Genomic DNA, 14411 nt, shown 5'->3' with positions numbered 1-14411 from the left:
ATTTCCACAACCATACAAAGGGAAACTATTTGGTGATCCCATTTGAATCCCGTAATTTCAGCTGCTTTTTAATTATATCAATGACAGCTATTTTTTCATCTGTACTTAAATCAGAATCTCTTAACCTTCGTTCTATGAAGTCAATGTAGAATTCATTTATTTTATCTGAGAGAGCCTCAATATCCATGGTATCTGAATTATGTATTTCAATGGATGGAATGCTTTTATTTTTCAATGTGTTCCCACTTAAATGTGATGTTAATTTATGGTATGAAGGGAAAAGTATGTCCTATTACGGAGCAAGAGGAATTCAGTAGAAGCTTGCATATTTGAATCAGTAGTTATAAAATAATCATAATAAAGACATGGTATGAGGCGTTCATACGTAAGGCAAAGGAGCATTTGATGATAACGATAAAGAAAATGGCAGAGCTTTTAGGAACCAGTACCACCACAGTATCCAATGTAATCCATGGAAAAACTGGTGAAGTCTCCCCGGCCATGGTGGAGAAAGTACAGCAGCTCCTTTTAGAATATGATTATGTCCCAAATATCAATGCAAGAAATCTGGCCAGGAATAAATCCGGTATCATTGGGTTGGCCATGAAGGCCTGCCGGGATAAATATGAGAATTTTATTAAAGATCCTTTTGCGGGAGAGCTGACCGGTGCCGTTGAAAGCTGTGTAAGAGCAGGCGGATATTTCACCATGCTTTATATCTCCGATGACATCACAGAAATCATCAGCTCTGTAGCCAGCTGGAATGTTGACGGACTGATTTTACATGGTATGCAGGCAGAGGATGGGGCAAAAATCACGGAAAAGATCAAAAAGCCAATGGTATTTATCGACTGCTATCTGGAGGAAACCGTGCCTGACTATGTGAATGTGGGGAGCCAGGACAGAGAGGGCTGTTACGATATCACCAAATATCTAATCGACCATGGTCATGAAAGAATCGCCTTTTTAGCCGATAACCGTTTTGGTGTTGATTTTGAGCGTCTGAAGGGTTATCAAGATGCGTTAAGGGAAGCTGGCATCCTGTATACGGAGGAACATTTTATCATGCTCCAGCCAAATGGAGATGATTTATCCAAAACTCTTGATGATGTATACAAAAAGGTAGGAGACTTTACTGCATTTGTATGCGCCTCTGATTACTATGCAGCCCATATTTTAAATGATTTAAAAGATCGTGGAGTTAAAATACCAGAGGATATTTCCATTGTAGGCTTTGATGACAATGTTTACAGCCAGATCGTAAGACCGGCTCTTACAACGGTTCATCAGGATGTAACAGAAAAAGGAAGTCTGGCAGTTGATAAGTTATTTCAGATGATACAAAAGGAGGAAATCGGGGAGCGGATCATTCGGCTTCCGTTGGAAATCGTAGAACGGGATTCGGTGAAAAAAAGAAAGGGAATGCATGTGTAAGCAGCGTGCGTTTCCTTTCTTTTTTTGTCATTTTCTTAAGGTCGTATTTTGTGGAGAAAAAAGAAAAAGAAATTGTTGCCATGGAGACTATAAAGTGCTAATATGATATTTAAGATAACTTATGCGCATAAGTTACAATAAAGTATAAAATAATATCAATAATAACAGCAATATGTAGAAAGGGGAGCGTTATGAAGAAAAAAGTATTAGCAATGGCAATGATGGGAGTTATGGCAATGTCTCTTATGACTGGCTGTGGTGAAAAGGCAGCATCCCAGACAGGAACTGAGCAGTCCGAAAACCAGACTCAGGCAAAGTCAAGCGGTCAGGCAATCCGTATTGTAAACGGTAAGATTGAGATTGATGAGGCGTTAAAGGCATTTGCCAAGAAGTATCAGGAGAAGACAGGACAGGAGGTAATCATTGAATCCTTAGGAGGGGGAGCCGATATCAACGGTACCTTAAAAGGATATCTGGCTGCTGGCAACATGCCGGATCTCTTTGTCTTCGGCGGAGAAGGAGATTTTAAGACCTGGAAAGATTACATGACGGATTTAAGCGGGGAAGAATGGGCGTCTCAAACTGAATTCAGCTTTAAGGATGAGGCTGGAAAGGTAGTGGGCTTTCCTTATGCAGTGGAAGGCTTTGGAATTACATATAACAAAGATATCCTAGAGAAGGCAGGCGTTGACCCGGCTTCCCTTACATCCTACGATGCCTATAAAAAAGCATTTGAAACCATTGACAGCAAAAAGGAGGAGCTTGGAATTACCGCTGTCTGTTCTGTAGCAGCAGAATCCGGACAGATGTATTGGTCAACCGGAAATCACCTTTTTGGCTATTACCTTTCCGGCGGTCTAAAAAGAGGGGACACCACCTATATTGATATGCTGAAGGAAGGAAAGACGGATACAGGACGTCTTGGTGAGTTTGCTGATTATATGAAGCTCTTATTTGATTATTCCGATCCAACAACCTTGATATCAGGAACCTACGATGATCAGCTGGCTTTATGGGCGCAGGGAAAAACAGCATTTATCACACAGGGAAACTGGATCGATCCGTCACTTCCAGACTATCAGGTATCCTTTGACTGCGGAATTGCCCCGTTTGCATTTACAAAGAACGAGATGAAGGGCATTCTTGCAGACTGTCCATCCTGGTGGGCTGTTTATAACAAGGGAACCCAGATTGATGCAGCCAAGGCATTTTTAAAGGAGCTTGCCTTATCTGAGGACGGCCAGAAATGTCTGGTAACGGAGTGCGGAATGATTTCCCCTTATACCTCCAACAAATTAAGTCCTTCCACACCTTTAGCCATGAACTTAAAAACTTATGTTGATTCTGGAAATACGTACTCCTGGGAATGGACCAAGATGCCGGAGGGCATTGCCATGAACGCCACTGGAGCTGTATTTGAGCTTTATGCCAAGGGTCAGATCGACAGAGATGGTTTTGTGGACATGATGAGTACAGCAATTGCAGATTACGTGAAATAGTTCCGGCAGGGCGGCAAGAAACTTTGCCGCCCTCCTTAAACCAATGCAAAAGGGGAAGAGGGGTAGGATCATGGTAGAGGAGAAGAATAGAAAAATAATAGCAGCTTTTGTTTTGGCTTTTGGTACTTTCGCAGCACTGATTGCCTTGTATCTCGATGTGTTTCACCGGGAAGCGCAGATCAGGGGAGGTCTGTTAGTCATAGGGCTTTTGTTCCTGCTTACAGGAGTGCGGCTTTATCCGGTGAAGAACCGTAAACGAATGGTAAATATATTGTTTTTACTGCCGTTACTCGCTGCGTTTGGCATAACCGTTCTGATTCCCTTTGTTTTCGGTATCTTTTATTCCTTTACCAATTGGAACGGAATCAAATTTACACAGTTTGTAGGGCTTAATAATTACATACAGATGTTTCAGGCACCGGATTATTTATACTCCCTGTTCATCACATTTCTGTTTACGGTCTTAAACATGACCACGGTCAATGTCATGGCATTTGCCCTGGCACTTTTATGTACGTCTGAGGTGAGGGGAAAGAATTTTTACAGGGCGTCCTTCTTCCTTCCTAATCTGATTGGCGGAATTGTTTTAGGGTACGTGTGGCAGTTTATTTTTAACAAGGTGTTTCCTTCCCTGGTCAAGGGAAGCGTATCCATGCTGACCGATCCCAATCTTGCCCTCATTGCAATCTTAATTGTCAGTACCTGGCAGTACGCCGGATACATTATGATGATTTATGTCACTGGACTTCAAAGTGTTCCAAAGGATATTTTAGAGGCAGCAGGAGTGGACGGTGCAGGACGATTCCAGACCTTGATTCATATGAAGCTTCCCATGATTGCCAACACCTTTACGGTGTGCATATTCCTAACCCTTGTGAATTCCTTTAAGCAGTTTGATTTGAATTTCGCTATCACCAACGGCGCGCCAAGCAGGATTTTGGGGGCAAAGGCCATCGCTTCCACGGAATTTCTGGCTTTGAATATTTATAATACCGCCATTGCAAAGAACCAGTATGCGCTGGGGCAGACGAAAGCTGTTGTATTCTTTGTAATTCTTGCCATGGTGTCCATGACCCAGGTCTATTTCAGTAAAAAGAAGGAGGTGGAGCTGTAATGAACAGGAGAAAAGTAATTCATTTTGGAATCCAGCTGGTTGCAATCGTTCTCTCTTTCACCATATTGTCCCCTTTTCTTCTCGTTCTCTTTAATTCAGCGAAAAAGAGTGCGGATATCGTCATAAGCCCCATTGCATTTCCAAGAAACTGGGGGCAGCTGTTTATTAACTTATCCAATGTCATACATAACCAGAATTTCAGTTATTTTAAATCCTTTCGAAGTTCCTTATTCATTACCGCAGTCAGCCTGACACTTCTAATCCTGCTATCCAGCATGTCGGCGTGGGTGCTGGTGCGGAATAAGACCAGGTGGTCCGATATCATTTTCATGGTGTTTGTAGCGTCTATGGTAATCCCGTTTCAGGTGGTCATGCTGCCGCTTTTATCTACCTTTCGGGGATTGTCAGACTTTGTTGGAATTCGGTTCTTAAGCAGTTATACGGGAATCATCATTGCCTATCTTGGCTTTGGCGGCTCCATGTCCGTATTCATCCTTCACGGATTTATCAAAGGAATTCCAAGAGAGCTTGAGGAAGCAGCGTGGATTGACGGGTGCAGCCCGGAAGGGACCTTTTTTCGAGTGGTATTTCCTTTGTTAAAGCCGGTACAGATGACAGTACTGATTCTAAATGGAATATGGATCTGGAATGACTATCTTCTTCCGTCCCTGATGCTTGGCTTGAACGGAAGGATTAAGACGCTTCCAGTGGCAGTCAGCAGCTTTGTAGGCTCTTACGTAAAACAATGGGATTTGATACTTGCAGCAGCATTTCTTGCCATGATACCTGTAATCATTCTGTTCCTATGTGCACAAAAACAGATTATTCAGGGGCTGGTAGAAGGAGCCATTAAATAGAGGAGTAAATGAGATGAATAAAACGTGGTGGAAGGAAGCGGTGGTGTATCAGATATACCCCAGAAGCTTTCAGGACAGCAATGGAGACGGAATTGGAGACTTAAATGGAATCAGACAGCGGCTTGATTATCTGAAGCTGTTGGGAATTGACGTGATCTGGCTTTCCCCGATCTGCAAGTCCCCCAATGATGACAATGGATACGACATCAGTGATTATCAGGATATTATGAGTGAATTCGGGACCATGGAAGATTTTGATCATCTGTTACGGGATGCCCATGAAAGAGGCATCCGAATCCTGCTTGATCTGGTGGTCAACCATACCTCGGATGAACACTCCTGGTTTTTAGAGAGCAGAAGGAGCAGGGAAAATCCATACCGGGATTATTACATCTGGAGAGAGGGAAAGGAAGACGGAAGCTGTCCCAATAACTGGGGCTCCTGCTTTAGCGGCTCAGCCTGGGAATATGACAGGGATACAAAGATGTATTACCTCCATCTATTCTCCAAAAAACAGCCGGATTTAAACTGGGAGAATCCCAGAGTCAGAGACGAAGTCTTTGATATGATGGACTGGTGGTGCAGGAAGGGAATTGATGGTTTTCGAATGGATGTCATCAGCATGATATCCAAAGACCCGGCTCTGCCTGACGGAGAGGTCACCAATGGTCTTTATGGAGATTTTACACCCTACAGCGTTCACGGACCAAAGGTACACGATTATTTAAAAGAAATGAACCGCAGGGTCCTTTCCAAATACGATTTAATGACAGTGGGAGAGACCGCAGGGGTCACCATAGAAGAAGCGAAACGTTACGCCGGAGAAGGGGAAGAAGAGCTTAACATGGTCTTTCACTTTGAACACGTGGACAGTAGTGGCGAGTTTGGTAAATGGACGGATCAAAAGACGGAACTAAGAACTCTTAAGGGTATCTTGTCCAAATGGCAGACAGAGCTTGAAAACAGCGCGTGGAACAGCCTTTACTGGGATAATCATGATCAGCCAAGAGCGGTATCAAGGTTTGGAAATGACAGAGAGGAATACCGGGAATTATCGGCAAAGATGCTTGCCACCTGTCTTCATATGATGAAGGGAACGCCCTACATCTATCAGGGAGAAGAGCTTTCTATGACCAATTATCCGTTTGAGGATATGACTCAGTTTAAAGATATTGAGAGCATCAATGCCTACAAGGAACTGGTCGGGGAAGGTCACGTTACCCATGAGAGCATGATGGATTATCTGCGCTTTAAGAGCCGGGACAATGCAAGAACTCCCATGCAGTGGAACGATAAGGAGCAGGCAGGCTTTACAAGCGGGACTCCGTGGCTCTCAGTAAATCCTAATTATAAGGAAATCAATGCAGCCCGGCAGATTGATGATCCTGAATCCGTATTTTCTTATTATAAGAAGCTGATTGCTCTTAGGAAGAAGCATGATGTAATCGTATACGGCACTTACCAGCTCATACTTCCAGAGGACTCTCACATATTTGCTTTTGTAAGAACCTTAGAGAAGGAACAGGTTCTGGTGCTGTGTAATTTTACAGATCAGGAAGTAAAGGCAGACATACCGGAAGTATTTAACCTAGAAACATCAGAATGCTTTATACAAAACTATAAAGACCGAGAATACTTAGCTCAGGGAATTTTAAGGCCCTATGAGGCTTTGGCATTGTATTGGAAAGAACAATAAAGAATAGATAGGACGGATTAATAAAATGATTAAAAAATGGTGGCAGGATAAGGTGGCATATCAGATTTATCCTAAGAGTTTTAAAGATACCAACAATGACGGCATTGGAGATGTAAAAGGAATCATAGAAAAGCTGGATTATTTAAAGGACTTAGGAGTTGATATTATCTGGCTCTCTCCAATTTATTGCTCTCCCCTGGCAGATCAGGGCTATGATATTTCCGACTATTATCTCATTGATCCCAGGTTCGGAACCATGGAAGAAATGGATGAATTGATCGCAGAAGCAAAAAAGAGAGAGATGTATCTGATCATGGATCTGGTGGTCAATCACTGTTCCGATGAACATGAGTGGTTTCAGAAGGCATTAAAAGACCCGGATGGTGAGTACGGCAATTATTTTTATATCCGGGAAGGCAAAGACGGAAAAGCTCCCAACAACTTAAGATCGTATTTCGGCGGAAGTGTATGGGAGAGAATCGGAGATACCAACAAGTATTATTTTCACGCATTTCACAAAAAACAGCCGGATCTTAACTGGGAAAATGAAGTCCTTCGGGAAAAGATATATGAGATGATTCGTTGGTGGCTGGAAAAGGGAATTGCTGGATTTCGTATCGATGCTATTATGAACATCAAAAAGGTTCTGCCGTTTCATGAGTATGAGCCTGATCGGGATGACGGATTGACTTCCTGCGAGAAGATGGTAGATGAGGCAGAAGGTATTCTGGACTTTTTAAATGAGATGAAGGAAGCGGCATTTGACAAGTACGATGCGTTTACAGTCGGTGAGGTATTTCGGGAAAAGAAAGAGGATCTGGAGGCGTTCATCGGAGAAAAGGGGTGCTTTTCCTCCATGTTTGACTTTAATGAAACCGTTTTTGGCATCAGCGACAAAGGCTGGTATGACTATCAGCATATCACTCCCGATGATTACAGGGACTGCTGCTTTGCCAGCCAGCTTCGGTCAGAGGGCGTTGGCTTTCTGTCAAATATTATTGAAAACCACGATGAACCAAGAGGTGTCAGCCATTATATCCCGGAAGGAGAGTGCTCCGACCAGTCTAAAAAAATGCTGGCAACGGTTTATTTTATGCTAAAGGGCCTCCCATTCATCTATCAGGGACAGGAAATCGGTATGGAAAATGTGCCTTTTACCTCAATCGAAGACATAGACGATATCTCAACCTTGGATCAGTATCAGGTGGCCTTAAGTCAGGGATTTTCAAAAGAAGAGGCATTTTCTATGGTATGCCGCTATAGTAGGGACAATGCAAGAGTTCCCTTTCAGTGGGATGGAGGAACGAACGCTGGATTCAGCCAGGGGATTCCATGGCTTAAGGTAAACCCCGATTATCCAAGTCTTAATCTGGAACTACAATTAGAAGATGAGGATTCCGTCTTCCATTATTATAAAAAGCTGATTGCCTTACGAAAAAGCAGGGAGCATAAGGAGACCCTTGTATTTGGAGATTTTGAACCTGTGTATACAGAATTAAAGAGAGTCATGGCTTATTATCGGAGTAGTAAAGCTGAGAAAATCTTAATCATTGGCAATTTTAAACAGGAACCACAGGAAATTCTTCTGGAACAGGAAGAGTATGAGGTGCTGTTAAATAATGAGAAGGAGTTATCATCAGACGGCAGAAAGCTATTGCTACATGGTTATCAGGCATTGATACTAAGATTTAATCAATAAAATAATAAGCATTATAAATTTCAGGATGGATTGCTTGACAGCTATCAAGAATATATTGATTTATTTATGGCGGCTTTGGTGTTAAAGTTATGGCATAGACACAAAAGAAGACTTCTTACACTTTTACTGGGCCGGGTATACATATGATATTAAATTTATCAATAATATGGAGGTATATTATGGCAATCTATCCTAAATTTAAAGCTGCTGCAGTACAGGCATCACCTGTATATCTTAATCTGGAGGCCACGGTAGAAAAATCTGTGAAGTTAATAAAGGAAGCTGCTGGCAATGGAGCAAAGCTGATTGCGTTCCCAGAAGGTTTTCTGCCGGGATATCCTTGGTTTGCATTTATCGGACATCCGGAATATACTAGAAAATGGTATCACAAGCTTTATTTAAATGCTGTTGAAGTCATGGGGCCAGCGATTCAGAAAATCAGTCAGGCTGCAAGGGACAATCAGATTTATGTCTGTATCTCAGGTTCAGAAAAAGACGGAGGGTCCTTGTTCCTGACCCAGTTCTGGTTCAATCCCCAGGGAGATTTGATGGGGAAGCATAGGAAGATGCGGGTGTCTGTGGCAGAACGTCTTTGCTGGGGAGATGGTGATGCAAGCATGATGCCGGTTTTTGAAACAGAGATTGGGAATCTTGGTGGATGCATGTGCTGGGAGCATCAGGTTCCTCTGGACTTGTGTGCCATGAATTCGCAAAATGAGCAGGTCCATGTTGCTGCATGGCCAGGATATTTTGATGACGATATTTCCAGCCGCTACTATGCCATTTCCACTCAAACCTTTGTTGTAATGACTTCCTCTGTTTATTCCGAAGAAACCTATACCATGCTTTGCACGGATGAGGACGGTACCATCAATCAGGAACGGCTTAATTACTTTAAGACATTTAAGCAGGGACATACTGCCATTATAGGGCCGGATGGGCAGCCCATAAGTGATTATGTACCGGAAGGTAAAGAAGGAATCGCCTATGGAGACATTGATGTAGAGCGGATTATAGACTTTAAATACTATATTGATCCTGTGGGTCATTACAGCAATCCCGGACTAACCATGAATTTCAACCGTACTCCCAATCCGATTGTAAGAAAAATCGGTGACTATCACCAGACCACGCTTGCATACAATGAAATAAATCCAGCCATAGAAAAATAATTTGTCACTTTGTTGCTAAGTAATATAACATTTGCAGCGAAGGAGCTAACTGTAACGAGTTAGCTCCTTTTTGGACGTTTAGGAGATGAAATGAATATAAATGATATGGAATCTTTTCTAGAAGTTTATAAAAGAGGTAGTATTACAAAAGCAGCAGATAAGCTGTACGTTTCTCCGCAAGGACTGAGTGTTGTCATTAAGAGGTTGGAAAAGGAGCTGAATGCTAATTTATTTAAGCGCACGAAAAACGGAGTCCTGGTTACGGAATATGGCCAGCTTTTTTACCAAAGAGCAATTAATATCGTATCGGAATATAATAAAACCAGGTCAGAAATCAATGCTTTAAAGCTTCAAAATATGGGTTATCTTAAAGTGTGTTCCGCATTTGGTATTATCCGGCATCTATCCCCAGAATACATACTAAATTTTTCTAAAAGCCATCCTAAAATACACTTTGATTATGTGGAGTTTCCGGATCTGCTGGTGGAAGATTATATTTTAAATGGAAAAGCAGATATTGGATTAACTCCGAACCCTGATCCCCGCCTTTTCAATATTACAAAGATTTTTACCACAAAAATATGTTTTGTAACACATAATAAAAGTAAATTCTATAACAGAAAAAGTATCTCATTGGCTGAAATGTGTGAGGAACCTCTTGTGATAGAAAGCAATCATTTTAAGATTCACGGAATCATTGATCGGGAATGCAGCAGGCTGGGAGTGGAGCCTAAAATCATGTTTAATACCAGCGGATTCAGCCTGTGCCATAAGATGTGCAGCAATAACGAAGGCAATACGGTTTGCCTGGATTTTATATTTGATGATATGAAATATCATAATATTCGAAAAATCCCATTTAAAGAAAACATGAAATGGGAGGCATGTTGTGTTACAAAAAAAGATGTATCCATTTCAAAGGCGGTTCGGGAGTTTATTAATTATACCGTTGACTGGAGTAAAAAAAGAGGAAAATAAGGAGTAAAATTAAGAGGCATTTCCTCCATAGGAGAAATGCCTCTTAATTTTAGTATAAAGTCTGATTTCATAAAGACAATCGGACTATTTGTTTCTGCATACGCGAAGTCCCATATCCGGCCCCTTACCATTGGCTTCATATTTGCCGCGGTAGGAAATCTGGCAGCTGGTTTTATCCCCAAGCCAACCTCCGCCTTTCCAGACACGGTAACTTCCACTTCCGATCGCAAGATCCTGATACCAGTTAAAACACCATTCCCGGACATTTCCAGACATATCGTAAAGACCCAGTTCGTTGGGCTTTTTAGAACCAACGGGATGAGTCGAATTCCGATTGTTTTCAATGCGGGTCCATTCCCAATCACCGGTTAAAAATTCCTTTCCGGAGTTCCTGAAATACCATGTGGTCTCTTCTTCATTGTTGCCGCCGCTGTAGGTATACTGTTTGCTTTCCATACCTCCGCCGGCAGCATATTGCCATTCTGCTTCTGTGGGCAGCCGGTAACCGTTTGCTCCCTCATTCACAGATACGGTCCATTTCATATCATCAAATTCACTTACGTTTTCTGGGTCCTTATTACTTTTATCAATGGAGTAATAAGGGGTCAATCCTTCTTTTTCGCTTCTCTTATTGCAATACTCAATGGCATCATACCAGCTTACTGTTTCCACTGGCAGGGTATCACCTTGAAAACCAGAAGGATTATTGCCCATCACATCCGCCCATTCCTTTTGGGTCACCTCATATTTGCCAATATAAAAGTCGGAGATGGTTTCTGCTTGTCCCTGTTTCAGGGACGTAGTATCTGCAGCAGCATTGCCTTTGACTAACACGAGATTTTCCTGTTCTACTTTCGAACAACCGCAGGAAAATACGGCTACTGCAATCAAAAGCAAGATCAGTTTTTTCCCCATTGCTGTAATCCTTTCCGTATGGTTTTCATTTCTTAAAAAATATATGGATTCATAACAATACATGTTATGGAAATTCCAAAACTGCAATATTTAAATAGTATGTAGGTAAGTACAGTGTTAATTAGATAATTACACCTTATCAGGTGTTATATTAAATTACCAAACAGTTACATTAGCATTTCCGCTGCTCTGATAGCCCTCTACGCACATTGCCTGATAAGACCAGGAATTACCTAAATTCATACCTTTGTTTTTCCATGCATTTGCGTGGTTTGCAAAGTTGATCTGAGCATTGCTGCCGGTAGGTCTCTTAGACTGTCTGACACTCCAGTACTGTGGGAATGTCTGATAACCATCAATAGATGGAGCGTTGTAACGCATGGTTGTATAGATGTCATAGGTAGCACCGTCGCTGCTTACGGTTCCCTTATAGGTGCCAGTTGGTCTGTAGGATCCCCAGCTGTCAACTACGTAATATTCGATCAAAGAGTTTCTTGTCCAACCGTAGAAGGTCAGATAACTGTTTCCAGATGGTGCAAAAACACCTGCGTTATAATTAACGACTCTGTTAGCAGTTCCGTAAGTCCAGCCTTTACCAACAACAAAGTTACCGCAGTTGGTCCAGTTTACGCTGAAATTACCGCCAGAGCCATTGACCATATTTACAGTTCCGCCGCCATCATCATAGTTCTGCCAATAGTCTGTGGCAGCATATGTAGTACCAGCAAAGATACTTGAAATACCCATCGCAATTACAAAAACAAATGATAGGACCTTTTTACTTACTTTGTTCATATAATTCCCCTCCTGTTTAAAGAAACATGGTACTTATACTTACCTACATACGATATAAATATTACTTAAAATACCCTCCTTTTTTTATTTAGCCAGCTCTTCTAGCAATAACAGAAAAGCTGTCTTTTATCAGGTTATCATGTGAGATGTAACTAGTAAATTGAATGTGGATTGTGCTTGTGACCAAGAATTAGTCAGGTAAAACTAAGAAGTTTGAAAGATTAGTCTGAATTCAGGCTATAGAAAAATAAAAAATCTCTATTACGCACATATTATCAGCCATGGACATGTTTGTAAATGGTTTGTAATAAATTTAATAATTTTTGGTTAATGTTACCAATTGTTTGAAGCGTCTGTATAATAAAAAAAATTTTTTTTGTCTATTTTTTAATCCTTAAGATTTGCTTTTTTTAGTCATATAAAAGCCTTTTTCCTATGGGATAAAAGCATTAATAGGATCCATTTGCATAAATGTAATGAAAAGGATGGTGAGCAGCTTTGAATATTTTTATTTACAGCCGGAAGTCTGTTTATACAGGAAAAGGCGAGAGCGTGGAAAACCAGGTGGAGATGTGCAAAGAATATATTTCAGATAAACTGCCAAATGCCAATCAGGCAGAGATAAGCATTTATGAGGACGAAGGATTTTCCGCGAAAAACACCAACCGACCTCAGTTTCAGCAGATGCTTAAGGATTTGAAACGAATAAGGCCTCAATACGTCATCTGCTATCGTCTGGACCGTATCAGCCGTAATGTCAGCGACTTTTCTTCTCTCATCGAGGAGCTGAATCATCAGAATATATCCTTCATCTGCATCCGGGAAGAGTTTGATACTTCAAAGCCAATGGGGAAGGCCATGATGTACATAGCCTCTGTCTTTGCCCAGCTGGAGAGGGAAACCATAGCCGAACGTGTCCGGGACAATATGCTGTTACTGGCCCGTACCGGCCGGTGGCTGGGAGGCACCACACCATTAGGCTACACCTTTGAGAAGCTTCAGGAGGTTGTTTTAGACGGCAAGCTGAAAACCGCCTGCAAACTAAAGGAAAATTCAGGAGAGCTTTCTATCGTAAGCAGTATCTATGAGAAATTTTTAGAGCTTCGCAGTGTTTCCGGTGTCAGCAAATATCTGATCAGAGAGGGGATAGGAACCAGGAATGGAAACATGTTTTCCCTCCCTGGAATCAAAGAGATTCTGCAAAATCCCGTTTATTGCATTGCCGATGAGGAGGCCTGGGATTTTTTTACAAACCACCATGCAGATATCTGTTTTGACCGGCCTGATTGTTCAATTAAATATGGATTATTATCCTACAACAAACGGGATTACCGAAAAAAAAGCGCTCCAAGGCAGGAGATGGACCAATGGATCGTGGCCATGGGAAAGCATAAAGGACTCATAACTGGTAAGAAATGGGTGGCAGTCCAGGAGATACTTAAGAGCAATATTCCCACTGGGAAAAAGCCTGCCATCATGCACAACAGCTATTCCCTTCTATCAGGAACCATCTATTGCAGTCAATGTAACAGCCGTATGTTTGCAAAACAGAGAAGGAGCAGGGAAAGGAGCAGCAAAGAAGGAAGTCAGAAACCATATGATTATATCTGTAACAGCAAGCTGCGTGGCGGTACAGATATTTGTAACTGCCGTAATTTGAACGGAGGGCAGGCGGATAACATGGTCATCGAGTCCCTGTTCCCCTATATAAATGAAAATAAAAATATCTTTTTGCTGCTGGATAAACTGAAACGTGAGTTACAAAAGCAGATAGGGAAAGATCCCTGTAAGGTGATAGAAGATAAAATTAAAAAAAATACCGGTGAAATCAATAACTTAATCAACACCCTGTCCCATGATAATCTGGGAGAAGTCTTTGTAAGCCGGGTAAATGAAAAAATAAGTGAGCTTGAGGGAGAGATTACTTCTTTATTGGAAGAACAGGAGCGTCTAAAAAATAAGGCAGGCAGCTATGAGGAAAGTTCGCTTAAAATCAACCAGGCTTCTGAAGACTTAATTAGTTTTAGAGGGATTTATAAAATCATGACCTTGGAAGAAAAACGGACTTTGATTAAATTAGTGGTTCAAAAAATTGTTTGGGATGGTAAGAAGCTGCATGTTTACATAGATCAGTAGTTTCCCTTTGACTGGTGGCGCATTTCCACAACCATACAAAGGGAAACTATTTGGTGATCCCATTTGAATCCCGTAATTTCAGCTGCTTTTTAATTATATCAATGACAGCTATTTTT

Annotated in this window: 12 protein-coding genes; 9 read left to right on the top strand and 3 right to left on the bottom strand. The window is 41.6% G+C overall.

What is annotated here, in order from left to right:
- Nucleotides 1-25: 25 nt before the first annotated feature.
- The gene (locus T546_RS0121895; RefSeq protein ID WP_026893446.1) at nt 26-235 is read right to left on the bottom strand and encodes a hypothetical protein; all 210 of its coding nucleotides are present in this window, start codon (nt 233-235) and stop codon (nt 26-28) included.
- A 170-nt stretch (nt 236-405) separates the two neighbouring features.
- On the opposite strand from T546_RS0121895, the gene T546_RS0121890 reads away from it, so the two are divergent.
- The 8 genes from T546_RS0121890 (at nt 406) to T546_RS0121855 (ending at nt 10449) form a co-directional block, all read left to right on the top strand.
- A complete protein-coding gene (locus T546_RS0121890) occupies nt 406-1434 on the top strand; it encodes a LacI family DNA-binding transcriptional regulator (protein ID WP_026893445.1) in 1029 nt (342 codons plus the stop codon).
- A 191-nt stretch (nt 1435-1625) separates the two neighbouring features.
- Nucleotides 1626-2933, top strand: coding sequence for an ABC transporter substrate-binding protein (locus T546_RS0121885; protein WP_026893444.1), 1308 nt, complete (start codon nt 1626-1628; stop codon nt 2931-2933).
- Between the two features lie 70 nt (nt 2934-3003).
- Nucleotides 3004-4047, top strand: coding sequence for a carbohydrate ABC transporter permease (locus T546_RS0121880; RefSeq protein ID WP_034600307.1), 1044 nt, complete (start codon nt 3004-3006; stop codon nt 4045-4047).
- Nucleotides 4047-4904, top strand: a complete 858-nt coding sequence (locus tag T546_RS0121875; RefSeq protein WP_026893442.1) for a carbohydrate ABC transporter permease — start codon at nt 4047-4049, stop codon at nt 4902-4904. Before T546_RS0121880 ends, T546_RS0121875 begins: the two co-directional genes overlap by 1 nt.
- 13 nt (nt 4905-4917) lie before the next feature.
- Nucleotides 4918-6600 (top strand): glycoside hydrolase family 13 protein, encoded by a 1683-nt coding sequence (locus tag T546_RS0121870; RefSeq protein WP_026893441.1) that lies wholly within the window; start codon nt 4918-4920, stop codon nt 6598-6600.
- 25 nt (nt 6601-6625) lie between these two features.
- Nucleotides 6626-8299, top strand: coding sequence for a glycoside hydrolase family 13 protein (locus T546_RS0121865; protein ID WP_026893440.1), 1674 nt, complete (start codon nt 6626-6628; stop codon nt 8297-8299).
- 179 nt (nt 8300-8478) lie between these two features.
- Nucleotides 8479-9471 (top strand): carbon-nitrogen hydrolase family protein, encoded by a 993-nt coding sequence (locus tag T546_RS0121860; protein ID WP_207641342.1) that lies wholly within the window; start codon nt 8479-8481, stop codon nt 9469-9471.
- A gap of 90 nt (nt 9472-9561) precedes the next feature.
- Complete coding sequence (locus T546_RS0121855) at nt 9562-10449, top strand: LysR family transcriptional regulator (RefSeq protein ID WP_026893438.1); 888 nt, start codon at nt 9562-9564, stop codon at nt 10447-10449.
- 84 nt (nt 10450-10533) lie between these two features.
- On the opposite strand, the gene T546_RS0121850 is transcribed toward T546_RS0121855, so the two are convergent.
- Nucleotides 10534-11427, bottom strand: coding sequence for a formylglycine-generating enzyme family protein (locus T546_RS0121850; protein WP_330371986.1), 894 nt, complete (start codon nt 11425-11427; stop codon nt 10534-10536).
- Between the two features lie 93 nt (nt 11428-11520).
- Nucleotides 11521-12159 carry a glycoside hydrolase family 11 protein gene (locus T546_RS0121845; protein ID WP_026893436.1) on the bottom strand — a complete coding sequence of 213 codons (639 nt, stop codon included), beginning with the start codon at nt 12157-12159 and terminating at the stop codon, nt 11521-11523.
- A gap of 498 nt (nt 12160-12657) precedes the next feature.
- Here T546_RS0121845 and T546_RS0121840 point away from each other — a divergent pair, with 498 nt between their 5' ends.
- Nucleotides 12658-14295 (top strand): recombinase family protein, encoded by a 1638-nt coding sequence (locus tag T546_RS0121840; RefSeq protein WP_026893435.1) that lies wholly within the window; start codon nt 12658-12660, stop codon nt 14293-14295.
- The last annotated feature ends 116 nt before the right edge of the window (nt 14296-14411 follow it).

This window comes from [Clostridium] aerotolerans DSM 5434 (genome assembly GCF_000687555.1).
GTDB lineage: Bacteria > Bacillota > Clostridia > Lachnospirales > Lachnospiraceae > Lacrimispora > Lacrimispora aerotolerans.
The sequence above is the reverse complement of the archived record's forward strand: the minus strand, read 5'-3'. Positions and strand labels throughout refer to the sequence as shown.

Excerpts from the sequence above, each read along its gene's own strand:
- T546_RS0121860 (WP_207641342.1), top strand. The coding sequence starts at position 8,479 with ATGGCAATCTATCCTAAATTTAAAGCTGCTGCAGTACAGGCATCACCT.
- T546_RS0121880 (WP_034600307.1), top strand. The coding sequence starts at position 3,004 with ATGGTAGAGGAGAAGAATAGAAAAATAATAGCAGCTTTTGTTTTGGCT.
- T546_RS0121855 (WP_026893438.1), top strand. The coding sequence starts at position 9,562 with ATGAATATAAATGATATGGAATCTTTTCTAGAAGTTTATAAAAGAGGT.
- T546_RS0121885 (WP_026893444.1), top strand. The coding sequence starts at position 1,626 with ATGAAGAAAAAAGTATTAGCAATGGCAATGATGGGAGTTATGGCAATG.
- T546_RS0121890 (WP_026893445.1), top strand. The coding sequence starts at position 406 with ATGATAACGATAAAGAAAATGGCAGAGCTTTTAGGAACCAGTACCACC.
- T546_RS0121870 (WP_026893441.1), top strand. The coding sequence starts at position 4,918 with ATGAATAAAACGTGGTGGAAGGAAGCGGTGGTGTATCAGATATACCCC.
- T546_RS0121865 (WP_026893440.1), top strand. The coding sequence starts at position 6,626 with ATGATTAAAAAATGGTGGCAGGATAAGGTGGCATATCAGATTTATCCT.
- T546_RS0121875 (WP_026893442.1), top strand. The coding sequence starts at position 4,047 with ATGAACAGGAGAAAAGTAATTCATTTTGGAATCCAGCTGGTTGCAATC.
- T546_RS0121850 (WP_330371986.1), bottom strand. The coding sequence starts at position 11,427 with ATGTATTGTTATGAATCCATATATTTTTTAAGAAATGAAAACCATACG.
- T546_RS0121845 (WP_026893436.1), bottom strand. The coding sequence starts at position 12,159 with ATGAACAAAGTAAGTAAAAAGGTCCTATCATTTGTTTTTGTAATTGCG.